Origin of the sequence: Pseudomonas sp. A014 (assembly GCF_052378495.1) — a bacterium.
Taxonomy (GTDB): domain Bacteria; phylum Pseudomonadota; class Gammaproteobacteria; order Pseudomonadales; family Pseudomonadaceae; genus Aquipseudomonas; species Aquipseudomonas machongensis.
Genome location: NZ_CP199001.1, coordinates 1794439 through 1818769 on the forward strand (window position 1 = coordinate 1794439; position 24331 = coordinate 1818769).

Below are 24331 nucleotides of genomic sequence, written 5' to 3' on the forward strand. Positions count from 1 at the left end.
GAAACTGACGCTATTCGTGCAGGAGCGGCGCAAGGCCGCTCCTGCACAGTTTCAAGGCCTCTTGCAGTGATCCGAAGATATAATGGCCACCTTCCTACCCCAAGGTGCACCCATGCCCCCTCTCGCAACCGCCCTGCAAACCTGCGACATGCTCCTGATCGACGGCCTGCACGCCTTCGAATTCACCTGCGACAGCTCTGGCCTCACCATCGAATGCATGGACGGGCGCCAGTTGCGCCGCTGGAGCTTCACCCCCGAACAGATCGCCGCTGCGCGGGCAGAGGGGAACGATTGGCTGCTCGACGATGCCCAAGCAGAACACCGTCTAGTCTTGATGAGTGCGTTTCGCGCCCCGGAAGATGACGAAGATGAAGCTGACCTCCAAGAGCCTGCTGACCGCTAGTCTGATGAGCCTGTCGATCCACACCCAGGCTGCCACCTTGCTGGTCGGCAGTTACACCGAGGGTGCCAGCCAAGGCATCTACCGTTATCAATTCGACCCGCGCAGTGGCCAGATCGCCACGCCAGCCCAGCAGGTGATCAAGGCTGTCAGCCCGTCCTGGCTGGTGCTGTCTGCCGACCAGCGTCAACTGTTCGCGGTGAACGAGACGCCCGCGGGGCACATCAGCAGCTTTGGCGTGAGTGGCAACGGCGAGATAACCCCGCTGAACAAGGTCGCCAGCCTGGGCGATGAACCGACCCACGCCAGCCTCAGTCACGACCAGCGCTACCTGTTCGTCGCCAACTACGCCGTGGCGCCCGTTCCTGGCGGTAGCCTGGTGGTGGTCCCGGTGGCGCGCGACGGCAAGCTCAAGGCGGTGCTACAGCAGCTGCGCCATGCCCCGAGCAAGGTCAATTCCGAGCGCCAGGCCGGCGCCCATGTGCACTCGGTGGTCCAGTCGCCCGATGGCCGCCATCTTTATGCCAGTGACTTGGGCGCCGACAAGGTGTTCATCTACCGCTACGACGGCGCCAGTACCGACCGGCCGCTGAGCCCGGCGATACCCGCGTTCGTCACCTTGCCGCCAGGCAGCGGGCCACGGCACCTGCTGTTCGATGCCAAGGGGCGGCATGCCTACCTCACGCTGGAAATGAGTGCCGAGGTGGTGGCCTTCGACGTTCTGGACGGTGCGTTGCTCGAGCGTCAGCGCCTGCCGTTGACCGACAGCACCGAACCTGCCGCCAAGGCCGCGGGCGGCCTGCACTTGTCCGCCGATGGACGTTTCCTGTACGTCAGCAACCGCGGCAGCGCCAACCAGATCGTGGTCTACGCCGTGGGCAAGGACGACGGCCAGTTGACCTTGCTGCAGCGTCGCTCGGTGGAGGGCGATCACCCCCGGGAATTCAGCCTGGATCCAAGCGGCAACTTCCTGCTGGTGGCCAACCAGAAGAGCAACCAGATCGTGGTCATGCGCCGTGATCCGCGCAGCGGCAAGCTTGGCGAAACGGTGCAGACACTGCCCCAGGACGCGCCTTCGGACCTGAAGTTTCTCGATTGACTATCAATCGGCTTGATAATCGCTACTGCTGCAATGAATTTCAGCCAAGCGCCTCGTCGGCGTAAGTTTGACCCAAGGCCCAAGAGGGCCACTGTCAAACAGCGAAGACGAGGACACACCGATGAACTTCAATCTCTTCCCGGTCATTGCCGCTTCTGCCATTTCCGCTTCCGTCGTGCTGCCGGTCCATGCCCAGTCGGAAAGCCGCGGCAAAACTGTCGAAACCCACAGCTACACCGAGCAGTATCTGCGCCAGAGTGCTCATTTCCACGCAGCCCTGAGTGCCAAGCACAGCAGCTGATGGACCCCTGACAGGTTTTTGTGGGAGCGGGCTTGCTTGCGAAGCAGTCACCACGGTGCCATGGCACCGACTCCGCCGGTGTTTGCGAGCAAGCCTACTCCCACAGAAACCTGGTCAATGCGTTTTTTTCAGCGGGCCATGATCGCCTTGAACAGGTCCGATGCCAGCCATCCCTGCAACCAGCTCCGCACCCGCGGATAAGCCGCCTCGGCGAACCACTGAGGTTCGACCCCGGCGAACTGGCGCAGCAATGGCAGCAACGCGGCATCGGCCAGGCTTGGGTGGTCCGCCAGCAGGAAAGGCCTGTTCTCGAGCAGGCCTTCGAGCTCCGCCAGCCAGGCTTCGGCCTGCTGGCGGTAATGCTCGCGTGAATGCTCCGGGTAGCGCTCGGCGTATTTGTACAGGTTGACCTGCGCCTTGAAATCCCGGTCATTGCGCGCGATCAGCGCTTCGCCCCGTTCAGCCGCCAGTGGATCGGCCAGCAGCCGCCAGTCTTGCGGGTCGTCTTGCGTCAGCGCCCAGCGCATGATGTCCAGACTCTCCTCCAGCACCCGCTCCCCGGTATCGAGCACCGGCACCGTGCCCTTGGGCGACAGGGCCAGCAGTTCGGCCGGCTTGGCCTTGAGCGCCACCTCGCGAACTTCCACGTCACAGCCTGCATAACGCAGGGCCAGGCGCGCACGCATGGCCCACGGGCAACGGCGGAATGAATAGAGAATCACCCGCAGACCTCGACATCGCTCAGGCCATTGCCCTGGCGGCGTACCTGGATCTGCACCGGAATGCGCTCATGCATCTCCTGCACGTGGGAAATCACCGCGACCTTGCGCCCCTGGGCCTGCAGGCCGTCGAGCGCATCCATGGCCAGCTGCAAGGACTCGGGGTCCAGGCTGCCGAAGCCTTCGTCGATGAACAGCGACTCGATGCGCAGGGTGCTCGAGGCCATCGACGCCAGCCCCAGTGCCAGTGCCAGCGAGACCAGGAAGGTCTCACCGCCCGACAGCGAGTGCACCGAGCGCAGTTCGTCGCCCATCTCGGTGTCCAGCACCAGCAGGCCGAGGGCGCTGCCACCGCGCTTGAGACGATAGCGCCGGGCCAACTGGCGCAACTGATTGTTGGCGTGGTGCAGCAGCAGGTCGAGGTTGTAGCCCTGGGCGATCTTGCGGAACACATCGCCTGAGGCCGAGCCGATCAGGTCATTGAGCCGGCCCCAGCGCTGGCGCTCGCCACGGGCCTTGTCGATGTCGTCGGCGAGTGCCTGGTGCGCCTGCTGGCGACGCTGGTCGTCGGCCTGTTGGGCGCGCAGTTCGGCGCAGTGCTGTTCGTGGATGGCCAGTTGCTCGCGCAGTTCCCCAAGGCTCTGCTGCAGGTCTTCGGCCGACGTCTGGACGGTCGAATCGGCGCTGTGCTGTTGCAGGCGCTGTTCGCGCTCGTGCAGCAGCACCCGCGCCTGCTCGACAGCCTTGTCGGCGTCCTGCAAGTGCTGGCGCAGCGCGCTGACGGCGGCGTCGTCGATGGCCAGCAGGCGCTCCAGACCGACGTCGTCCAACTCAGGGTGCTCGGCGCGCCATTGGGCGATGTCGCCGTGCAGTTGTTGGTGTTCCTGTTCCAGTGCCTGCTGGCGATTGCCGTTGGCCTTGAGCTCACTGGCCAACTGCACGCCTTGGGTGCGCAGCGTCTGCAGGTGTTGTGCGGTATCGGCGTCGAGCGCACGGGCCTGCTCCAGTTGCGCCTCCATATGCTGTTGCCAGGCTTCGGCGCTGGGCTGTTCGCCAAGCAACTCGGCCAGCGCGGCCTGGGCCTGCTGTCGCTGGGCCTCAAGGGCGGCGAGTTGCTGGCGCAATTGTTCCTGGGTATTCAGCCGTGCTTGATGCTGGTCGCGCAGCTTGTCCAGCTGGAGTTGGCGTGCCTGCTGTTCTTCCTGTTCGTCCTTGCGCTGTTCGAGCTGCTGCAGGCGCTGGGTGATCTGCTGGTCGAGGGCGACGAACGCGTGGGTCGGGTCGTCGCTCAGGGCCTTGAGCACGTCGTCCGGCAGCACGCTGGCGAGGTCCTTCAGCCCTTGTTCCAGTTGCTGCTCGTCGTTGGCCAAGGCCTGGTGCTGTTGTTCCAGATGGCGCTGGGCCTGTTGCTGGGCCTCTTGCGCCGCTTGCAACTGCTGGGTGAGGCGGGCGGCGTCCTTTTGCAGGGCGAGCAGGGCGCTCTGGCGCTTCTCGTCCTTGCCGATTTCCTCGTCCAGGCGCCGCAGCTGACTGTCGAGCCAGGCGCTGCGAGCCTTGTCGTCCTGCGGTGCCAGGGCTGGCCACAGACTGTGGGCCTGCACCTGTGCGACCAAGGGCTGCAGCTGTGCGCCGAGTTGCTGTTGCTGCTGTTGGAAATCCTTGAGCTGGGCATTGACCACGCCCAACTGGGTGCGCAGCTCCACCAGTTGACCGTTGAGGGCCTCGACCTGTTGCTGCGCAGCCTCTTCTTCGGCCTGGTCATGGCGGCCGAGGCTCTGCAGCAGCGCTTCGGGCTGGTGGAACGGATGCTCGGCGCTGCCGCACACCGGGCAGGGTTCGCCGTCGCGCAGTTGGCCGCGCAGTTCTTCAACGCTGGTGTTGCGCGCCAGGCGTTGGCGATCGAGCAACTGGCGAGTGAGGGCGAGCGCCTGTTCTGCCGTTTCCAGCCGGGCCTTGGCCGATGTGCCGTCGCTGATCAGTTGCTGGCGTTGCTGCATGGCCTGTTGCTGTCGCTCACGCAGAACGTCGAGCTGCTGGCGCAGTTCCATCTCGCGACCGTGCAGGCGCGACAGTTCCTCGACAGCACGCTGCTGCTTGCGGTTGTCCTGGAGCATGCCGCCGAGCAGGTCGATCTGTTCGGCCAGGGCCTGGGGTTCGGCCTTGGCTTCGCGGAACAGCAGCTCGAAACTGTCGCGCTGGGTTTGCAGTTGGGTATTGGCCTGGCTGGCCTGCGCCTGCAAGCCTGGCAGCTCTTCGCGACCCTTGGCCAGACGGCCGCCGATCAGCATCACCTGCTTGAGCTGCGGCAGGTAGGCCTGCCAGGCATTGGCCAGGCCTGCCAGGTGTTGGCTGTCGGCCAGCGCGGTGTCGATCAGGGCCAGTTGTTCCAGGCTGCGCTGCTGGTTCTGTTCCAGCTGCTGCAGGTGCTGCTGGCTTTCGGCAAGGTCCTGCTCAGCCTGCTGGCAGGCCGAGTGCTGTTTTGCCAGGTCCTGGTCGAGGCGGGCGAGGCCGTCCTGGGCGGCAAAGGCCTGGCGCAGGCGGGGAGCGTTCTCGCTGTGCTGCGCCTGGCATTGCGTGAGCGCGTCGCGTGCCGCGAGCTGCGCCTGCTCCAGTTCGCCAGTACGGGTGTGCAGTTCGGTCTGCTGGCGTACCTGCTCGGCGATTTCGGCGGCCAGCGGCGTGAGCTGGGCGGCCAGGGCCAGCTGACGGTGGAACTGATGGCGCTGCGGGGCCAGGCGCTCCAGGCGTTGCAGGTCGATACGCTGTTCGCTGAGCTGTGCGCTGGCGTGCTCGGCAGCCTTGAGCGTTTCACCGGCTTCGGCGTGTTGGGCCAGCAGGCGCTGCTGTTCGCTGAGCCAGATGCACTGTTGTTCAAGCTGCCGCTCGCGCGCCTGTTCGCCCTTGAAGTGCTGTTGCGCCTGCTCCAGGCGCTGGTCGAGTTCAGCACGGGCCTCAGTGGCCAGCGGTAGCAGGTGGCTGGCGCGATCCTCAAGATCCTTGAGCGCCTCGGCAGCCTCGCGCGAGCGGGTGAAGGCGCGCTGCCCCAGGCGGGTATAGATGGCCGTGTTGGTGAGCTTTTCCAGCAGTTCGCTGCGCTCGCGATCGTCGGCCTTGAGGAAGGCACCGAACTCGCTCTGGGCCAGCATCACCGCACGGGTGAACTGCTCGAAATTCAGCCCCAGGCGTGCTTCGGCCAGTTGCTTGTATTCGTTCTTGCCGCTGGCCAGCAGTTGTTCGCCGTCCAGGTCGTAGAAGCTCTGGCGGCTGTGCTGCAATTTGCCGTTGGCCTTGTCACGCGCTCGGTTGGCTTCCCAGCGGGCGCGGTATCGCTTGCCATCGATGCCGACGAAATCGACCTCGGCAAAGCCGCTGCCGGTGCCACGGCGCAACAGGTTGCGCGGATCGGAGGTGGGGATTTCGCCGTCGGCGTCCGGCACCTTGGCTTCGCGGCCGATCTCGTTCAGGCGTGGCACCGTACCGAACAGCCCCAGGCACAGGGCGTCCAGCAGGGTGCTCTTGCCTGCGCCGGTCGGGCCGGTGATGGCGAACAACCCGGCGCTGGCCAAGGGCTCGGCAGTGAAGTCGATGTCGATGGGGCCGGCCAGGGAGGCAAGGTTCTTCAGGCGGATGGCCAGGATCTTCATGGCTGCTCCTCCAGTTGCACGTCCTGCAGCAGCAGGGCGAAGTCGCTCAGGGTCTGTTCATCGACGGGGCTGCCGTAGGCCTGCTCCCAGGCGCGGCCGAACAGGTCCTGCGGGGTCATCTGCGACAGCTCGACGAAGGCCTGTGCGTCCTCGTCCTGAGCGTTGCGCCCAGCATATTCGGCGCTGATGCGCACCAGGCGCACTGCCTTGCCCTGCAGTGCGCTTTCGATCTGTTGGCGCAGGTCGGGCTGCGGCTCGTCCAGGCGTACCCGCACTTCCAGCCACGGCTGGCGGTTGGGGTCTTCGAGGAGGTCGATCACCGGCAGGTCGGCAAGCTGCTCGAGCAGTTCGCCGAGCGGTGCCGGGCCCATGCGCTGCAAGGCCACGGCCCGCGGTACCAGGCGCGGTTCGACGCTGAGCAGCTCGGTGCCGTCCAGCTCGATCTCCAGTACCTGGTGCGGGTAGTTGATCTCGGCGAATGACAGCGGGATAGGCGCGCCGCTGTAGCGGATGCGGTTCTCCCGGTTGACCTTCTGTGGCTTATGCAGGTGGCCCAGGGCGACGTAGCTGATGGCCTTGTCGAACAACCGCGCCGGCAGGGCTTCGGCATTGCCGATGATCAGGCTGCGCTCGGAGTCTTCGGAAATCGAGCCGCCGGCCATGTGGGCGTGGCTGATGGCGATCAGCGCCTGGTCCTTCTTGCGCTTGCCAAGGGCGGCGGCGATCAGTTGTTGATGCACCTGGGTGATGCCTTGCAGGTAGTCATCGCCCAGTTGCGGGCCGGTGACTTCTGCCGGGCGCAGGAAGGGCAGGGCCAGGCACCAGGCACAGACCTTGCCGCGGGCGTTGGTCAGCGGGATCAGCAGGCGTTCGGCGTCGAGCTGGCCTTCGTCGAGCCAGTGCACGCGGCCCAGGGCGTGAGTGCGCAGGCGGCGCATCAGGGCGGCGGGCAATTCGATGCGCGAGCCGGAGTCGTGGTTGCCGGCGATCATCACGATGTCCAGCTTGGGCTGCTGTTCGTGGGCCTGGACGATGAAGTCGTAGAGGCGCTCCTGGGCTTTGACCGGTGGGTTGACCGTGTCGAAGATATCCCCGGCGATCAACAGCGCGTCGGGTTGGCGCAGGCGCAGCTGGCCGAGCAGCCAGTCGAGGAAGCAGGCGTGTTCGAAGTCGCGTTCCTGGCCGTGGAGGCTCTGGCCCAGGTGCCAGTCGGAGGTGTGAAACAGACGCATGGAGGACCTGTTGGTGTCGAATCAAGCGAGCGGCCGGGGCTGCGCTTGGGATGGGGTCTCGGAGGGTGGGTATGGTAACCCAAGTGGCTGCGCAGGTTCGCTTTTGCTGTGGCTGCGAGGTCGCCAGGCGAAGTGTTTGCGTAGAGGCTGATAGGTGTTCGCCGAAAGATTTTTGGTGCCCTTGAGATCGAGCGCCGCGCGGGCGGCGCTCGATCTCATGGGCGCTGAAAATCTGTCGGCAAGCACCTGAAAACTCACTTGGGATAAAGCGGCGGCAAACCCCCACCATCCCCACCCACAGGCAACCCCTGCTGAGCCGAAGGAATATCTCCGATCGCCCGCCACAACTCATCCCCCTGCCAATGCTGCCCCGCCTCGCTGTAGAGCGCGCCATTGAGCCCATCCAGGGCATTGGACAAGGGCACGAAGCGCGCCGCCATCTCCGCCAGGGTCTCGGGTTGCTGCCGCGCCCAGGCATCCAGCGCCTGGCGCGTGGCCTGGGGATCGTTGGCGAGGGTCGCGCGCTTGAGATCGTCGAGCAGCGTACGCGGGCTGGGCCCACTCTGCGATGCGCGCAATACCGCCGGTTGCGAACGCGCCCGCCACCAGAGGGCAAAGCCCAGCAGCGTGGTCAGCGCCAATATCATCGTTGCCAGTTGCCACGGCCAGAGCAGCGCAGATCCGCTGCTGACATCCCCCACCGGCGTGTCGGCGCTCAACGCCGGGTTGTCTTCGACCTTGATGCTTCGCGCCGGCAGGCTACTGTGCTCCAGATGGTCTTCGAGGGTGTTCCACCAGGTGACCTCCAGCGCAGGCAGCATCAGGTTGCCACTGTGGATCGGCACCAGCGCTTCGCGCTCCTCACGATTGGCGGTCATCCCGCGTTCGTTGATCTCGTTGCGCAGCAGGGGTTGGTCCGGGTAGCGGCGCAGGCCAGTGACCTCGGTAGCCGGCAGCGGTGGCAACTGCGTGCTGGACAGCCCCTCGGCGCGCAGGGTGATACTGCGCGTCAGGGAATCGCCGATCTGCGTCGGCTGCTGGTTCGGGTCGGGGTTCCAACGTTCTTCCAGGCTGAGGCTGCGGGCCGGGAGCCAGGTCACACCAGCAGGCCAGGTCGCAGGGATGGCCTTGACCTGCAGGTCAAGCGGCAGCGAGCTGACCTGCACCTGGCGCCCGCTGCGTGCCCCGCCGGCAGGCGGTTCAGTGCTGTCGGCAGCGGTGGCGGTGAAGGTCAGGGGAGGCACTTGCAGTACGCCGCTCTGTTGCGGATAAAGCGCGTAGCGGGTTTCGATCACGCCATGGCGCACGCCGTTGATTTCTTTCTCGTAGGTGCGCGACTCGCCCAGCGGCTCGACCTTGGCGTTCTCAAGGCGCAGCGGGCTGAGGTTGCTGTCGTCGTACAGCGACACCGAATGGTAGATGCGCAGGGTCAGTACCGCCTGGGCCTGGACGTAGACCTCGGGGTTGTCGAGGGTCGCCTCGATGAACACCTGCGAGGCGCTGTCCGGGCGATTGGGGTCGGGTTGTACCACTTGCAATTCGATGGCCTGGCTGCGCGACTGCCCCAGTTGCAACTCCGGGATCTGCAGGCTGCCGCTGCGCCGTGGCAGCAGGGTGACGATCCAGCGGGTGCTGGCACGGGTTTCGCCATCGAGGGTGTGCAGGCTGTTGAGCTGGCGGGTGCCGCGCACTTCGAAGTCGCCCTCCAGGGCGCGCAGGTCAGGTTTGCCGAACTGGGTGACATCCTGGCTTTCCAGCGTGAGCTCCAGGGTTTCGCCGGCTTCCACGCGGGTGCGATCGACACTCGCCTGCAGCGCCGGTTGGGCCTGGGCCAGGGTGAGCCAGAGCAGGCTGAGCAAGAAGACGCCGAGGCGACTCATCGTTGGGGTTCCTGATGCAATTGCTGTTCGTACCAGAATTTGCGTCGCAGCAACTGCGCCGGGTTGTCGGGGATCTCCCGCAACCACTGCTCCAGGGCCTGGCGCTGTTCGGCGTCGAGGCTGGTAGAGGTGGGCCGCTGCGGCGGCTGGGTGAGGCTGTCATCATCGCCGCCCTGGTTGCCGGACGACGCCTGGTTGTTGCTGTTGCTGGTGCTGTCGCCGCCGTCCTGCGCTGGGCTCTGTTCGTCGTTGCCGGGCGTGCCCTGGGCACTGCTGGAGGCCGAGCTGCTGTTGCCGTCGGTGTCGCGGCTCGGCGTCGGTTGTGCGTCGCTGGTGTCCGGTTTTTGCTCGGCGCGGCCCTCGCGTTGTTGCAGCAGTTGTTGCACCAGTGCCTGGTTGTCCAGCGCCGGTTGCAGGTCGGGCTGGCGCTCCAGTGCCTGCTCGTAGGCATCCAGAGCGGCATCCAGTTCGCCGGCGCGGGCCAGGGCGTTGCCTCGATTGTAGTGGGCCGCGGCGCTGTTGCCCTGGGCGAAGGCCTGGGCGGCGCCAGTGTAGTCGCCCGCCTGGTACAGCGCCATGCCGCGCCACTGCGGATCCTCGAAGCGCTGGGCGGCTTCGGCCGGGCGCTGGTGTTGCAGCAGGTGCTGGCCCTGTTGGTCGGGGCGACGCCAGAGGTCCTGGAATTCGAACGCCTGGCTCGGTTGGGGCAGGGCCAGCAGCAGTGGCAGGCAGAACAGCCAGCCGCGACGACCGGCGCAGGCGGCCAGCAGCAACAGGGGCAGCAATAGCCAGTAGCCCTGGTCGGCCCAGCTGTCCAGTTGCAGGGTCTGGCCGTCGTTGCGCAGGGCGCGGGGGGAGTCGAACAGGCCCAGACCACGCAGGTCGAGATCGTCGATACGGGCATGCCGGTAGCGTCCGCCCGTGCCGACGATGAAGCGCTTGAGCTCGGCACTGTCCAGGCGTGGGACGAGGATGGCGCCCTGGTCATCCTTGAGGTACTCGCCACTGGCCTGGCGCACGGGCGCGCCCTCGGCGGTGCCGACGCCGAGCATCAACAAAGAGGGGCCCTGGCGACCCAGGGCCTGGACGATACCCTGGCGCTCCTGCTGGCTGAGCGAGCTCCCGATCAGCAGCACGCGGCCTTGCCCCAGGCCGCTCTGAGCGAGCAGCGCCAGGCCCTTTTGCACTGCCAGGTCGGCGCGGTGGCCGGGCTGCGGCATGATCGAGGGGTCGACGGCCTCGAGCAGGTTGCGTGTGGTGCCCAGGTCATCCGACAGTGGCACCAGGGTGTGCGCGCTGCCGGCATAGACGATCAACGCGGTCTGGCTGTCGCGACGGTGTTCGAGCAGGTCGAGCACCTTGCGTCGGGCCTGTTCCAGACGGTTGGGCGGGCTGTCTTCGGCGAGCATCTGCGGGGTCAGTTCGAGCAGGATCACCAGCGGGTCGGCCGGGCGTTGGCGGGTTTCTTCCAGGCGCTGCCAGCTGGGTCCGAGCAGGGCCAGGAGCACCAGCAGCCAGGCCAGGCCCAGGGCGATCCACGGCAGCTTGCTGGTGCTGCCATTGCCGCCCCCGAGCAACACTGCATGGAACTGCGGCGGCAGGATCATCTGCCAGCGTCCGGCACGTTTGCGTCGATGCCAGAGCTTGAACAGCAGCCAGCCGAGCAGGGGCACCACCAGCAGCCAGAGTGGGCGCAGCCATTGTGGCCAGAGTTCGATCATCGCCGCCTCCTCAGGCGCAGGCGCTTGAGGCGCTGGCGCCATTCGGGGTGGGGCTGCAGAAAGCGTGGTCGACGCAGCGCGCGTTGCAGCAGATTGTCAGGCCACTGCACGGCGATCACCAACAGGACGCTGAGCAGCAGCGCCAGGGCCAGCGGCCAGGCATACAGCTCCCTGGCGGTGCGCGCCTGGGTGGGTTGTTGGGCCACTGGTTCGAGCTGATCGAGGGTGTCACCGATGCTGTTCAGCTCGGCGCCGTCATGGGCGCGGAAATAGGCGCCATGGGTGAGCTCGGCGATTTCCTTGAGCGAAGCTTCGTCCAGGTCCAGGCTCGGATTCAGGCCGAGCAGGCCTGGAGTACCACTGGCGTCGGGGTTGGCGCCGATGCCGATGGTGTAGATGCGTACGCCTTCCTGGGCCGCCAGGCGCGCGGCCGTCAGGGGATGTATCAGCCCGCCGTTGTTGGCGCCATCGGTCACCAGCACCAGCACCCGGCTCTGTGCCGGGCGCTGACGCAGGCGCTTGACCGCAAGGCCGATGGCATCACCGATGGCGGTGTTCTTGCCGGCGATGCCGATCTGCGCTTCGTCGAGGAAGGTACGCACGGTGCGTCGGTCGAAGGTCAACGGGGCTTGCAGGTAGGCCTCGCTGCCGAACAGGATCAGCCCGACCCGGTCGCCTTCACGGTCCTGGAGAAAGTCACCGAGCAGCGCCTTGACCAGATCGAGGCGACTGATTTCGTCGCCTTTCCACTGCATGTCGGGGAAGTCCATCGAGCCCGACACGTCCACCGCTACCAACAGGTCGCGGCCACTGGCCGCGATTGGTACCGGGTCGCCCAACCACTGTGGCCGGGCGGCCGCCAGCAGCAGAAGCAGCCAGATCACCACGAACGGCGCCTGCTGGCGCCAGGTGGGCAGGTTGAGGCGGGCGCGGCGCCCGGCAAGGCCTTCAAGCTCATCGAGAAAGCCCACCTTGAGCACCGGCTCGCCGCTGTCGGCGGCAGGCAGCAGCAGGCGCATCAGCCAGGGCAGCGGCAGCAGGGCGAAGATCCACGGCCAGGCCAGGTCAAACATGTTTGCGAATCCAGGTCTCGACCGCCTGGGCGAGCCCGGCGATGGCCTTGTCGTCGAGCTTGCACTCGGGCTTGTAGGCGCCTTCGACCAGTACCATCCAGCGGGTCAGGCCGGCGGCCGGACAGCGGTTGTCGAGAAACGCCAGCCATTGACGGCCGTTGAGCGTGTGGCTGTTGGCGCCAGGGTAGTGATTGCGGCACAGGCGTTTGAGCAGGGCATTGATCTGCTGCAGCCAGGCACCCGCCGGTGCGCCGTCGTAGGGGCGCGGCAGGCGGGCGAGTTCGGCCAGGGCTTCGACGCGGATCGGGTCCAGCGGCTGTTCGGCGGGCGGCGCCTGGCGTCGGCCTGGCCGCCAGCGGCGCAGGCGCCACAGCCCCCAGCCGAGCAGCGGCAGCAGGGCCAGCAACAGCCACCAGCCCGGCGCCGGTGGCCACAGGCCAATGGCCGGCGGGGCGATCAGGGGTTGCAGTTGGTCGAGCGGGTTCATTGGCCGCTTCCCGGACGCTGGTTGAGGTACTCGCGCAACTGCTCGATCATTTCGCTCTGGGTGCTCAACGGCATCAGCACCACGCGCATTTTCTGCGCCAGCAGTTCCCAGCGTTCGATACGTGCTTCGGCCTGTTGGCGATAGAGCTGGCGCAGGTTGGCGTCCAGGGTGTCGAGCTCCAGGTGCGCGCCGCGTTGAGCGAAGCGTAGCAGGCCAGCGGCGGGCAGGGCGTGGTCGAGAGGGTCGGAGACCGGCATCAGCAGCACGTCGCAGTGGCGTGAGAGCATCGCCAGGTGCTGTTCGACGGCTGGGGTGAGTGCGCGTTCGTCGCAGATGACGATGGCCAGGCTGCCGGGGCGCAGCACTTCGCGTGCGCGGCGCAAGGCCAGGCCCAGGCTGTCGGATTGGGGCAACGCTTCGGTGTGCAGCGACTGGTTGACCTTGGCCAGGCGGTTGAGCAGTTGCAGCAGGCTCTGCTTGCTGCGCCGGGGCTTGATCTCGTGGTGTTCGTTGTCGCCGAACACCAGGCCGCCGATGCGGTCGTTATGGCCCAGCGCCGCCCAACCGAACAATGCCGCCGCCTGGGCCGCGAGCACTGACTTGAACATCAGGCCCGAGCCGAAGAACAGGCGCTGGCTCTGCTCGACCATGATGAAGATCGGCCGCTCACGCTCTTCATGGAACAGCTTGGTGTGAGGTTCCTGCGTGCGAGCGGTGACACGCCAGTCGATGTTGCGCACGTCGTCGCCGGCCTGGTACACGCGCACCTGGTCGAAGTCGACCCCGCGTCCGCGCAGCTTGGAATGGTGCAGGCCCACCAGCGGGCTGCGCTGGCCGGGCCGGGAGAACAGCTGGATCTCGCGCACGCGGTGGCGCATGTCGATCAGCTCGGCCAGGCCGATGCGGATGCCGGGTTCGGCGAGGTGCGTGGCGGGCATGGGGTCAGGCGACGGCGACGACGTCGAGGATACGCTGTACCACTCGGTCCTGGTCGATGCCCGCAGCTTCGGCTTCGAACGACAGGATGACGCGGTGGCGCAGCACGTCGAACAGCACGGCCTGGATGTCTTCCGGGCTGACGAAGTCGCGCCCGGCCAGCCAGGCATGGGCACGTGCGCAGCGGTCCAGGGCGATCGAACCACGGGGGCTGGCGCCGTAGGCGATCCAGTCGGCCAGTTCGCTGTCGAACTTGGCCGGGGTGCGTGTGGCCATGACCAGTTGCACCAGGTATTCCTCCACGGCATCGGCCATGTACAGGCCGAGGATTTCCTTGCGTGCGGCGAAGATCGCCTGCTGGCTGACCTGGCGCTCCGGCTTGACCTCGCCGCCCAGCGCCTCGCCACGGGCCTGCTGGAGGATACGACGTTCGACGGCAGCGTCGGGGAAGCCGATTTTGACGTGCATGAGGAAACGGTCGAGTTGCGCTTCGGGCAGCGGGTAGGTGCCTTCCTGCTCGATCGGGTTCTGCGTGGCCATGACCAGGAACAGCGGCGACAGCTCGTAGGTGCTGCGGCCCACGCTGACCTGGCGCTCGGCCATGGCCTCGAGCAGTGCCGATTGCACCTTGGCCGGGGCGCGGTTGATCTCGTCTGCCAGGACCAGGTTGTGGAAGATCGGCCCTTGCTGGAACACGAAGCTGCCGGTTTCCGGACGATAGATCTCGGTGCCGGTAATATCGGCCGGCAGCAGGTCGGGGGTGAACTGGATACGGTGGAACTGCGCCTCGATACCCTCGGCCAACTCTTTGATGGCCTTGGTCTTGGCCAGGCCCGGTGCACCCTCGACCAGCATATGCCCGTCGGCGAGCAGGACGATCAGCAGGCGCTCGACCAGCTTCTCCTGGCCAAGGATCTGGGAGGAGAGAAAGGTGCGCAGCGCGATCAGCGCTTCACGGTGTTCCATCGTCGGCGGTTCCTGGAAATGGGCCGGGCGCTTGGGGGAGGGCGGTTGCCGGGCAGGGGGTGATACTTTAATCCATCCAGGGGTGCGCCGACCAATTGGGTTTCCGAAAAATTCCTGACGGCTGCGGTGGGCCGGGCCCGTTGCGGGCCCGGCGACGTTTCAGAGGAACACGAACTTGGCGATGAAGATCACGCACAGCACCCACAGGCTTGCGGAAATTTCCTTGTACTTGCCGGTCCCGGCCTTCAGCACGACGTAGCTGATGAAGCCCAGGGCGATGCCGTCGGCCACCGAAAAGGTCAACGGCATCATGATCGCGGTGACGATCGCCGGAATGCTGTCGGTCGCCTCGTCCCAGTTGATGTGCGCCATGCTGCCCATCATCAGCATCGCCACGTAGATCAGCGCGCCGGCCGTGGCGTAGGCGGGGATCATCCCGGCCAGCGGGGCGAAGAACATCGCCGCGACGAACAGCAGGCCGACCACCACCGCCGTCAGGCCGGTGCGCCCGCCCGCGGCGACCCCGGCGGCACTTTCCACGTAGCTGGTCACCGGCGGTACACCCACTGCGGCGCCGAACACGCTGGAGGCACTGTCGGCCTTGAGGGCACGCGACAGGTTCTCGATGCGACCGTCCGGGGCCACCAGGTTCGCCCGCTGCGCCACGCCCATCAAGGTGCCGGCGGTGTCGAACATGTGCACGAACAGGAAGGCCAGCACCACGCTGATCATGCTGACGTTGAAGACACCGGCCACGTCCATGGCCATCCAGGTCGGTGCCAGGCTCGGTGGCAGCGAGAACACCCCGCCATACTGCACCAGGCCCAGCCCCCAGCCGGCCAGGGTCACGGCGATGATGCTGATGAGAATGGCGCCGAACACCCGGTGGTAGCTCAGCACCGCGATCATCAGGAAACACACGGCCGCCAGCAGCGGTCCGGGTTCATGCAGCGAACCGAGCTTGATCAACGTCGCCGGGCTGTCGACGATGATGCCGGCGGTCTTCAGGCCGATCAGCCCGAGGAACAGCCCGACCCCGGCACCCATGGCATGGCGCAGGCTCACCGGAATGCTGTTGAGCAGCCACTCGCGCACCCGCGACAGGGTCAGCAGCATGAACAGCACGCCCGAGACGAACACGGCGCCCAGCGCGGCCTCCCAGGTGTAGCCCATGGTGCCGACCACGGTGTAGGTGAAGAAGGCGTTGAGCCCCATGCCCGGTGCCAGGCCCACCGGCCAGTTGGCGTACAGGCCCATCAGCAGGCAGCCCAGGGCGGCTGCGATGCAGGTGGCGACGAAGGCGGCACCGTGATCGATACCGGCGTCGGCCATGATGTTGGGGTTGACGAAGATGATGTAGGCCATGGTGATGAAGGTGGTCATCCCGGCGATCATTTCGGTCCTGACGGTCGTGCCGTGGTGCCGGAGTTTGAAGATCCGCTCCAGCCATCCCGGTCGGGGCGACGCAGCGAGATCCAGCGTTGGGGCTTCGGATTTGCGGCTTTCCACAGCGAGTACTCCTCAAGTCTTTCTTGTTGTTCTGGAGCCTTGGTCCTGCGCATGCACTTGGCGGCTCCGCGAGGGGGTGGCAGACGCCTGACGGCTTTGTTGACTTTTGGGTCAGGAAGTTGCTCGATGGATTATGCTTTTGTGTACAAAGAATGCAAATAATGTTTTATCTTTTGTGCGCACAATCTGCGTCAGCGCAGCTATATGGGAATTGGCCACCTGCAGAAACGGCTCAGCCTGTGTACAATGCGCAGATACCTTGATCCCTTTTTTCACCCCAGGACTTGCCAGCCACCCTCTGACAGGTATTACAGTCGAGGTTCCACTGGCCGATCCCTTGTGCTCGAGTGCCCATGAACGAACAGCTGCAACCTCTGAAGAAACCTGCGCGCACAGCCAAGGCCGGCCGCAGCGGTACCCAGGACGACATCGTCTATGCGCACATTTTCGAGGCCATTCTCGAACAGCGCCTGGCGCCGGGCACCAAGTTGAGCGAGGAAGCGCTGGGCGAGATCTTCGGCGTCAGCCGCACCATCATTCGCCGCGCCTTGTCGCGTCTGGCCCATGAAAGCGTGGTGTTGTTGCGACCCAACCGTGGTGCGGTCGTGGCCAGCCCCACGGTGGAGGAGGCGCGCCAGGTGTTCTTCTCCCGGCGCATGGTCGAGCGCGCCATCACCGAGCTTGCGGTGCAGCACGCCACCGGCGAGCAACTCAACGAACTGCGCCAGATGGTCCGCGAGGAGCGCGACAGCTTCTCGCGTGGCGATCGTGGCGCCGGTATCCGTCTTTCCGGCGAGTTCCACCTCAAGCTGGCCGAGGCGGCCGGCAATGCACCGCTGGTCAGCTTCCAGCGCAGCCTGGTGTCGCAAACGTCGTTGATCATCGCCCAGTACGAAAGCGGCAACCGCTCGCATTGCTCGTACGATGAACACATGCAGCTGATCGACGCCATCGAGGCGCGTGATGCCGAGCAGGCGGTGAGCCTGATGATGCATCACATGGACCATATCGACAGCAAGCTCAACCTTGACGAAGACAGCGCGTCCGACGACCTGCATGCGGTGTTCTCGCACCTGCTGAAAAAGCCCAAGGCTGCCGCCAAGGGTTGATCGTTTGCCTGAATGAATGACCGAGGGCTGCTGTGCAGCCCATCGCGGGACCAGCCCGCTCCCACAGGTTGGACTGCTGCCAAGTTGGACATGAATCCAACCTTTGCGGCAGTTCAGGTACAGCACACCCCTCGGGCCTGGTGCTTTCTCTGTGGCAGCGGGCTCGTCCCGCGATGGGCCGCGCAGCGGCCCTTTGTGCATCAGCGCCGATGCACCGAGCGCCCCGCGGCGAAGGTCTCCCGCACGGTACGGTCATCGCCCAGGGTGGTCAGCACGAACAAGGTCTCCTCGATGCTGTTGGATTGCTGGATGCGGTAGTCCAGCAGCGGCGTGGCTTTGTAGTCGAGCACCACGAAATCGGCATCGTTGCCGGCGCGCAGGCTGCCGATGCGGTCGTCCAGGCGCAGGGCGCGGGCGCCGCCGAGGGTTGCCAGGTACAGCGACTTGTACGGGTGCAGGCGCGCACCCTGCAGTTGCATCACCTTGTACGCCTCGTTCAGCGTGTTGAGCAGCGAGAAGCTGGTTCCAGCGCCCACATCGGTGCCCAGCCCGACATTGACCTTGAAACGCTCGGCCTGGGGCAGGTTGAACAGACCACTGCCCAGGAACAGGTTGGACGTCGGACAGAAGGCCACGGCCGAGCCGGTCTCGGCCAGGCGCTGGCATTCCTCGTCACACAGGTGCACGCCGTGGGCGAACACCGAGCGCTCGCCCAGCAGTTCGAAGTGGTCGTAGACGTCCAGGTAGCCCTTGCGCTCGGGGAACAGTTCCTTGACCCAGTCGATCTCCTTGAGGTTCTCCGACAGGTGGGTGTGCAGGTACACGCCCGGATGCTCCTTGAGCAGTTGCCCGGCCATGGCCAATTGCTCGGGCGTGCTGGTGGGCGCGAAGCGCGGCGTCACCGCATAGTGCAGGCGAGCCTTGCCATGCCAGCGCTGGATCAGCGCCTTGCTCTCGCTGTAGCTCGACTCGGCGGTGTCGGTCAGGTAGTCAGGGGCATTGCGGTCCATCATCACCTTGCCGGCGATCAGGCGCAGGTCCAGGCGCTCGGCCTCCTCGAACAGGGCATTGACCGACTCCGGGTGCACGCTGCCGAACACCAGCGCGGTGGTGGTGCCGTTGCGCAGCAGTTCCTGCAGGAAGATCTTCGCCACCTTGTCGGCATGGGCCTTGTCGGCGAACTGCTTTTCGCAAGGGAAGGTGTAGGTGTTCAGCCAGTCCAGCAGTTGCTCGCCGTAGGAGCCGATCATGCCGGTCTGCGGGAAATGGATATGGGTGTCGATGAAGCCCGGGGTGATCAGGGCATCCTGGTAGTGCACCACCTCGATACCGGCGTCGAGGGTCGGCAGCAGGTCGCTGGCGTGCCCCAGGGCGCTGATGCGGCCTTCGTCGACCACCAACAGGCCGTCTTCGTAGTATTCGTGGGAGGCCTCCAGGCCGACCTCGGCAGGGTCGGCGATGCTGTGCAGGATGGCGGCTCGGTAGGCTTTGCGGGTTGCAGTCATAAAGCGCTCGTCAAATGGCTTGGCTGCGCCGGGAGGGCGGCAGCAACTGGGCAATGGGGCCTGCATTGGCGCCAGCGTCATGCTGGCCGAAGCAGGCGTTGTAGGTGGCGATGATTTCGCCGGCGATGGACACCGCGATCTCGATGGGCAGCTTGCCCTTGACCTCCGGCAGGCCCATGGGGCAGCGCATGCGTGCCAGCATGGCATCGTCGTAGCCGCGTTCGCGCAGGCGGTGTTCGAACTTGACCCGTTTGGTCTTCGAGCCGATCAGGCCGAACCAGGTGAAGTCGTTGCGCTTGAGGATGGCGGCGGTCAGTTCCAGGTCGAGCTGGTGATTGTGGGTCATGACGATGCAGTAGCTGCCTGGCGGCAGTTCGGCCACTTCGTCGACCGGCTCCTCGCTGACCACCTTGGTCACCCCGTGGGGGATAAGCGGCGGGAACTCCTGCTCGCGCGAATCGATCCAGCGCACCCGGCAGGGCAATGCGGCGAGCAAGGGTACCAGAGCCCGGCCGACATGGCCCGCGCCGAACACCGCGATCTGCGCCTGCACCGGCGCCATGGGTTCGAACAACAGCACCGTGACGCCGCCACAGCACTGGCCCAGGCTCGCGCCCAGGCTGAAGCGCTCCAGATGCGGTGTGCTGCGCTGCTCGGCAAGCATCTGCCGGGCGATGTGCAGGGCCTTGAACTCCAGGTGCCCGCCACCGATGGTGTCGAACAGGTTGCTGGCGCTGACCACCATCTTCGAGCCAGCGTTGCGTGGCGTCGAGCCGCGCTCCTCGATGATGGTCACCAGGATGCAGGGTTCGCCGCGGGACTGGTGGTCGGCGAGGGCATTGATCCATTGGTGCATGATGTAGCCTCTCTAAACCATGCTGAGGGCCCTGTAGGAGCGGGCTTGCCCGCGAAGAGGGCGGTAAGGCCATCTTCACATTCGCGGGCAAGCCCGCTCCCAGGGAATCCCTCGCTGTCAGTGGGTGACGGTTTCCAGTTCTTGTTCGGTCGGCTGCTGTTGCGCCGCTGCCTTGCGCATCTGCTTGCACCCCCACAGCACCCGCTCGGGGGTGGCCGGGGCGTCGATATGCGGCTGCACGCGATAGTCGGCAAGGCTCGCCACCGCATCCTTGATCGCGCACCAGGCGGCGATACCGAGCATGAACGGCGGCTCGCCCACTGCCTTGGAGTGGAACACCGTGTCCTCGGGGTTCTTGCGGTTCTCCACCAGCTTCACGCGCAGGTCCAGGGGCATGTCGGCCACCGCCGGGATCTTGTAGCTCGCCGGGCCGTTGGTCATCAGCTTGCCCTTGGCGTTCCACACCAGTTCCTCTGTGGTCAGCCAGCCCATGCCCTGGATGAAGCCACCCTCGACCTGACCGATGTCGATCGCCGGGTTCAGCGAGTCGCCGACGTCGTGCAGGATGTCGGCGCGCAGCATCTTGTACTCGCCGGTCAGGGTGTCGACGATCACTTCGACGCAGGCGGCGCCAAAGGCGAAGTAGTAGAACGGTCGGCCGCGCGCCTGGCTGCGGTCGTAGAAGATCTTCGGCGTGCGGTAGAAGCCCGTGCTCGACAGCGACACCTGGGCGAAGTAGGCCTGTTGCACCAGTTGCTCGAAGCTCAGCAACTGGTCGCGCACGCGTACATGGCCGTTGCGGAACTCGACATCTTCCTCGGTGACCTGGTAGTGCCGGGCGGCGAACTCGGTCAGGCGTTTCTTGAGGATTTCGGCCGCGTTCTGCGCCGCCTTGCCGTTCAGGTCGGCACCGCTGGATGCCGCCGTCGGCGAGGTGTTGGGCACCTTGTCGGTGTTGGTGGCGGTGATCTGGATGCGGTTGAAATCGACCTGGAACACCTGCGCGACCACCTGGGCGACCTTGGTATTCAGGCCCTGGCCCATCTCGGTGCCGCCGTGGTTGAGGTGGATGCTGCCGTCGGTGTAGATGTGGATCAAGGCGCCCGCCTGGTTGAGGAAGGTGGCCGTGAACGAGATGCCGAACTTCACCGGGGTCAGAGCCAGGCCCTTCTTCAGCACCGGGCTGTGTTCATTGAACTGGCGGATAGACTTGCGCCGCTCGGCATAGTCGCTGCTGGCTTCCAGGTCGGCGGTCATTTCCTCGAGCAGGTTGTGCTCGACGGTCTGGTAGTAGTGGGTGACGTTGCGCTCGGTCTTGCCGTAGTAGTTGGCCTTGCGCACCGCCAGCGGGTCGAGCGCCAGGTGGCGGGCGATGTGGTCCATCACCTGCTCGATGGCGACCATCCCCTGCGGGCCGCCGAAGCCGCGGTAGGCGGTGTTCGACGCGGTATTGGTCTTGCAGCGGTGGCCGTTCACCGTGGCATCGCCCAGGTAGTAGGCGTTGTCGGAGTGGAACATGGCGCGGTCGACGATCGAGCCGGACAGGTCCGGCGAATAACCGCAGTTGCCGGCCAGGTCGAATTCGATGCCGTGCAGGCGGCCTTCATCATCGAAGCCGACGTCATATTCGACGTAGAACGGGTGACGCTTGCCGGTCATGGTCATGTCCTCGACCCGCGGCAGGCGCATCTTGGTCGGCTGCCCGGTGAGGCGCGCGATCACCGCGCACAGGCAAGCGGGGCTGGCGGCCTGGGTTTCCTTGCCACCAAAACCGCCGCCCATGCGGCGCATGTCCAGCACCACCTTGTTCATCGGCACGTCGAGCACTTCGGCGACCAGCTTCTGCACCTCGGTGGGGTTCTGCGTCGAGCAGTAGACGATCATGCCACCGTCTTCGGTAGGCATTACCGAAGAAATCTGGGTTTCCAGGTAGAAGTGCTCCTGGCCGCCGATGTGCAGGGTGCCTTGCAGGCGATGCGGGGCACTGGCCAGGGCCTTGGCCGAGTCGCCGCGCTGGTGGGTGTGGGTGTCGAGCACGAAATGTTTCTTGCGCAAGGCCTCGACCACATCGAGCACCGGTTCCAGGTCCTCGTACTCGACGATGGCCGCCAAGGCGGCGCGGCGAGCGGTGTCCAGGTCGCGGGCGGCGACGGCGAGCACCGGCTGGCCGAAGAACTCGACCTTGTCGATGGCCAGCAGCGGATCGCCCGCGACCACCGGGCCGATATCCTTGAGCCCAGGGATGTCCTCGTGAGTGATGGCGATGCGCACGCCTTCGAACTGATAACAGGGGGACGTGTCGATGCGCAGGATGCGCGCGTGAGCACGGTCGGCGGTGCGCGCATAGACGTGCAACTGGTTGGGGAATTCCAGGCGGTCGTCGATGTACACCGCTTCACCTGACACGTGCTTGTCGGCGCTGTCGTGCTTGACGCTGCGACCGACCCCGCTGGTCAGGTCCTGGCTGAACAGTTCGGCCATCTCGGCCTGGCTCTTGACGGCGCGATGGTTAGACATAAGCGGTCACCCGGGTCTCGATGTACGGCGATTGCTGTTCGATGAAGTATTTGCGCAGCAGGTTCTGCGCGGTCAGCAGGCGGTATTCCTTGCTGGCGCGAAAATCCGTCAGGGGGCTGAAGTCTTCGGCCAGTGCCTGGCAGGCGCGCTCGATGCTCGCCTGGTTCCAGGGCTTGCCAAGCAGCGCCGCCTCGCAGGCACGGGCACGCTTGGGAATCGCTGCCATGCCACCGAAGGCGATGCGCACGCCGCCGACCACGCCGTTCTCGATGTTCAGGTTGAACGCTGCGCATACCGCAGAAATGTCATCGTCCAGTCTCTTGGACACCTTGTAGGCGCGGAACGTCCAGTCGTTGCTGGCGCGTGGCACCAGGATCTTCTCGATGAACTCGCTGTCCTGGCGGGCAGTGATGCGGTAGTCGATGAAATAGTCTTCCAGCGCCAGGGTGCGCTGGCGATCGCCCTGGCGCAGGACGATCTGTGCGTTGAGGGCGATCAGCAGGGGTGGCGAGTCGCCGATCGGCGAGGCGTTGCCGATGTTGCCGCCCAGGGTGCCCTGGTTGCGGATCTGCAGCGAAGCGAAGCGGTGCAGCAGGGCGCCGAAGTCGGGGTATTCCTCGTTCAGCGCGCCATAGCAGTCGGTGAGCGGGGTGGCGGCGCCGATTTCCAGGTGGCTGCTGGTCTTGTCGATGCGCTTGAGCTCGGCGACATGGCCGACATAGATCATCACCGGCAGGGTCTTGTGGAACTGGGTGACTTCCAGTGCCAGGTCGGTGCCGCCTGCGAGCAGGCGTGCCTCGGGGTGCGAGCTGTACAGGTCGGCCAGGTCGGCGACGGTCAGCGGGACCAGGCAGCGCTTGTCACCACTGTTGAGCTCGCCAGTCTGCTGCGGGGCGATGGCCTGGAGACGGGCGATGGTCTGCGCCTGCTGGGCGTCGAACTGGTCCTGGCAGGGGCGGGCGCAACTCTGCTTGGCGGCGTCGAGTATCGGCCGGTAGCCGGTGCAGCGGCACAGGTTGCCGGCCAGGGCTTCCTGTGCCTGGTGCAGGTCGTGGCCGCTGCTGTTCTTCTGCAGGGCGAACAGCGACATGACGAAGCCTGGAGTGCAGAAGCCGCACTGCGAGCCGTGGCAGTCGGCCATGGCCTTCTGCACGCTGTGCAGCTCGCCCTGGTGCTTGAGGCCCTCGACACTGATCAGTTGCTTGCCGTGCAAGGAGGAAACGAACGTCAGGCAGGAGTTGAGGCTGCGATAACGCAGCGTCGGCTGGCCCAGGTCATCCGGGGTCAGTTCGCCCACGACCACGGTGCAGGCGCCGCAGTCGCCGCTGGCGCAGCCTTCCTTGGTGCCGGGTTTGCCCAGGTGCTCGCGCAGGTACTGCAGCACCGTCATGTTCGGGTCCAGGGCGTGCTCGTTGCGCAGCTCCTGGTTGACGAGAAACTGGATCACGGGGAAGGCCTCGTAATGGTTTTATTGTTGTTGGGCGGACTCTAAGCAAGGGCTGACCTTGAGGTCAATATTTTTCTGACTCAAAGGTCAAGATTTTGCCCGTGCCGGGTTCTGGCCGCCCAACCCTGTCTCTTTACAAGCATAGATCGCGCCGGGCATGGCAACTGACCGACAGGTCGCACAAAGCCTCGCGCGCCGCTGCGCGCAAGCCCGGCGAGTGCGCTACAATCGCGCCTTTCGTGCCCCGTTTTCGATTCCGAAGGAAAATCATGACGTTCAAGGCGCCGGACAGCCTCTCCGAGCAAATTGCCCACTACCTGGCCGAGCGGATCATTCGCGGCGAGCTTGCACCCGGCGAGCGCATCCAGGAGCAGAAGGTCACCCAGGCCCTGAATGTCAGCCGCGGCTCGGTACGCGAAGCGCTGCTGATTCTTGAACGTCGTCATCTGGTGGCTATCCTGCCGCGCCGCGGAGCCCACGTCACCGAGCTCGACGAGCACAGTGTGCGCAGCCTGTGCAGCCTCATGGGCGAGCTGTACATCCTGCTGGGCAACGCCGTCGCCCAGCAGTGGCGCAGCGAGACCGACCTGCTGCCGTTCCTGGAGATCCAGCAGCGCCTGCACCAGGCCCGCAACAACCTGGACATCAAGGCGTTCGTCGCCGAAAGTTTCGCCGTCATGCGCGCTGCCTTCCCCTTTGCACGCAACCCTTACCTGCAGGAGACCGTGGAGAACCTGCAGCCGGCCATGAGCCGCGCCTACTACCTGGCGCTGGATCAACGCCAGGCCAGCATGGACGACTATGTCGACCTGTTCGCCCGCCTGCTGGAGGCAGTATTGCTGCGCGACCTGCCGCGTATCCGCGAGGTGCTGATCGCCTATTGCCAACGCAGCTGCGAGCTGGTGTTGGCTGCGCTGGCGCAGGCCTGAC

At 65.6% G+C, this 24331-nt stretch carries 19 protein-coding genes; 5 read left to right on the plus strand and 14 right to left on the minus strand.

The window, feature by feature from the left end; translation table 11 throughout:
- The first annotated feature begins 112 nt into the window (after positions 1–112).
- The 3 genes from ACTYOL_RS08495 to ACTYOL_RS08505 all read left to right on the plus strand — a co-directional run bounded on the left by ACTYOL_RS08495 (position 113) and on the right by ACTYOL_RS08505 (position 1800).
- Positions 113–403: a DUF5629 family protein gene (locus ACTYOL_RS08495; RefSeq protein ID WP_153773411.1), complete on the plus strand. Its 291-nt coding sequence runs from the start codon at positions 113–115 to the stop codon at positions 401–403.
- Positions 369–1499, plus strand: coding sequence for a lactonase family protein (locus ACTYOL_RS08500; protein WP_420029848.1), 1131 nt, complete (start codon positions 369–371; stop codon positions 1497–1499). The genes ACTYOL_RS08495 and ACTYOL_RS08500 overlap by 35 nt, the downstream gene beginning before the upstream one ends.
- Positions 1500–1620: 121 nt before the next feature.
- Positions 1621–1800, plus strand: a complete 180-nt coding sequence (locus ACTYOL_RS08505) for a hypothetical protein (protein ID WP_063543907.1) — start codon at positions 1621–1623, stop codon at positions 1798–1800.
- A gap of 128 nt (positions 1801–1928) precedes the next feature.
- Here ACTYOL_RS08505 and ACTYOL_RS08510 read toward each other — a convergent pair whose 3' ends face one another.
- The 10 genes from ACTYOL_RS08510 to ACTYOL_RS08555 form a co-directional block, all read right to left on the minus strand.
- A complete protein-coding gene (locus ACTYOL_RS08510; protein ID WP_444757774.1) occupies positions 1929–2522 on the minus strand; it encodes a glutathione S-transferase in 594 nt (197 codons plus the stop codon).
- Positions 2519–6163 carry an AAA family ATPase gene (locus tag ACTYOL_RS08515; protein ID WP_444757775.1) on the minus strand — a complete coding sequence of 1215 codons (3645 nt, stop codon included), beginning with the start codon at positions 6161–6163 and terminating at the stop codon, positions 2519–2521. The genes ACTYOL_RS08510 and ACTYOL_RS08515 overlap by 4 nt, the downstream gene beginning before the upstream one ends.
- Entirely contained in the window at positions 6160–7395 is a 1236-nt protein-coding gene (locus tag ACTYOL_RS08520; RefSeq protein WP_063543913.1) for an exonuclease SbcCD subunit D C-terminal domain-containing protein, read from the minus strand. The genes ACTYOL_RS08515 and ACTYOL_RS08520 overlap by 4 nt, the downstream gene beginning before the upstream one ends.
- Positions 7396–7649: 254 nt before the next feature.
- The gene (locus ACTYOL_RS08525; RefSeq protein ID WP_444757776.1) at positions 7650–9275 is read right to left on the minus strand and encodes a BatD family protein; all 1626 of its coding nucleotides are present in this window, start codon (positions 9273–9275) and stop codon (positions 7650–7652) included.
- The gene (locus tag ACTYOL_RS08530) at positions 9272–10996 is read right to left on the minus strand and encodes a tetratricopeptide repeat protein (protein ID WP_197889824.1); all 1725 of its coding nucleotides are present in this window, start codon (positions 10994–10996) and stop codon (positions 9272–9274) included. Before ACTYOL_RS08530 ends, ACTYOL_RS08525 begins: the two co-directional genes overlap by 4 nt.
- Positions 10993–12069, minus strand: coding sequence for a vWA domain-containing protein (locus ACTYOL_RS08535; protein ID WP_054893620.1), 1077 nt, complete (start codon positions 12067–12069; stop codon positions 10993–10995). The genes ACTYOL_RS08530 and ACTYOL_RS08535 overlap by 4 nt, the downstream gene beginning before the upstream one ends.
- The gene (locus tag ACTYOL_RS08540) at positions 12062–12556 is read right to left on the minus strand and encodes a DUF4381 domain-containing protein (RefSeq protein ID WP_063543917.1); all 495 of its coding nucleotides are present in this window, start codon (positions 12554–12556) and stop codon (positions 12062–12064) included. The genes ACTYOL_RS08535 and ACTYOL_RS08540 overlap by 8 nt, the downstream gene beginning before the upstream one ends.
- Positions 12553–13494 carry a DUF58 domain-containing protein gene (locus ACTYOL_RS08545; protein ID WP_186666749.1) on the minus strand — a complete coding sequence of 314 codons (942 nt, stop codon included), beginning with the start codon at positions 13492–13494 and terminating at the stop codon, positions 12553–12555. Before ACTYOL_RS08545 ends, ACTYOL_RS08540 begins: the two co-directional genes overlap by 4 nt.
- 4 nt (positions 13495–13498) lie before the next feature.
- Positions 13499–14458 carry an AAA family ATPase gene (locus ACTYOL_RS08550; protein WP_054893623.1) on the minus strand — a complete coding sequence of 320 codons (960 nt, stop codon included), beginning with the start codon at positions 14456–14458 and terminating at the stop codon, positions 13499–13501.
- Positions 14459–14617: 159 nt separating this feature from the next.
- A complete protein-coding gene (locus ACTYOL_RS08555) occupies positions 14618–15853 on the minus strand; it encodes an NCS2 family permease (RefSeq protein WP_371105597.1) in 1236 nt (411 codons plus the stop codon).
- 467 nt (positions 15854–16320) lie between these two features.
- On the opposite strand from ACTYOL_RS08555, the gene ACTYOL_RS08560 reads away from it, so the two are divergent.
- Positions 16321–17076 carry a GntR family transcriptional regulator gene (locus ACTYOL_RS08560; protein WP_054893625.1) on the plus strand — a complete coding sequence of 252 codons (756 nt, stop codon included), beginning with the start codon at positions 16321–16323 and terminating at the stop codon, positions 17074–17076.
- Positions 17077–17276: 200 nt separating this feature from the next.
- Here ACTYOL_RS08560 and guaD read toward each other — a convergent pair whose 3' ends face one another.
- The 4 genes from guaD to xdhA form a co-directional block, all read right to left on the minus strand.
- Positions 17277–18581, minus strand: a complete 1305-nt coding sequence (gene guaD / locus ACTYOL_RS08565; protein ID WP_153773405.1) for a guanine deaminase — start codon at positions 18579–18581, stop codon at positions 17277–17279.
- Positions 18582–18591: 10 nt separating this feature from the next.
- The gene (xdhC, locus tag ACTYOL_RS08570) at positions 18592–19437 is read right to left on the minus strand and encodes a xanthine dehydrogenase accessory protein XdhC (RefSeq protein ID WP_444757777.1); all 846 of its coding nucleotides are present in this window, start codon (positions 19435–19437) and stop codon (positions 18592–18594) included.
- Between the two features lie 117 nt (positions 19438–19554).
- Positions 19555–21954 carry a xanthine dehydrogenase molybdopterin binding subunit gene (gene xdhB / locus ACTYOL_RS08575; protein ID WP_444757778.1) on the minus strand — a complete coding sequence of 800 codons (2400 nt, stop codon included), beginning with the start codon at positions 21952–21954 and terminating at the stop codon, positions 19555–19557.
- Positions 21947–23401: a xanthine dehydrogenase small subunit gene (xdhA, locus tag ACTYOL_RS08580; protein ID WP_200603187.1), complete on the minus strand. Its 1455-nt coding sequence runs from the start codon at positions 23399–23401 to the stop codon at positions 21947–21949. The genes xdhB and xdhA overlap by 8 nt, the downstream gene beginning before the upstream one ends.
- 269 nt (positions 23402–23670) lie before the next feature.
- Here xdhA and ACTYOL_RS08585 point away from each other — a divergent pair, with 269 nt between their 5' ends.
- Positions 23671–24330: a GntR family transcriptional regulator gene (locus tag ACTYOL_RS08585; protein ID WP_063543931.1), complete on the plus strand. Its 660-nt coding sequence runs from the start codon at positions 23671–23673 to the stop codon at positions 24328–24330.
- The last annotated feature ends 1 nt before the right edge of the window (position 24331 follow it).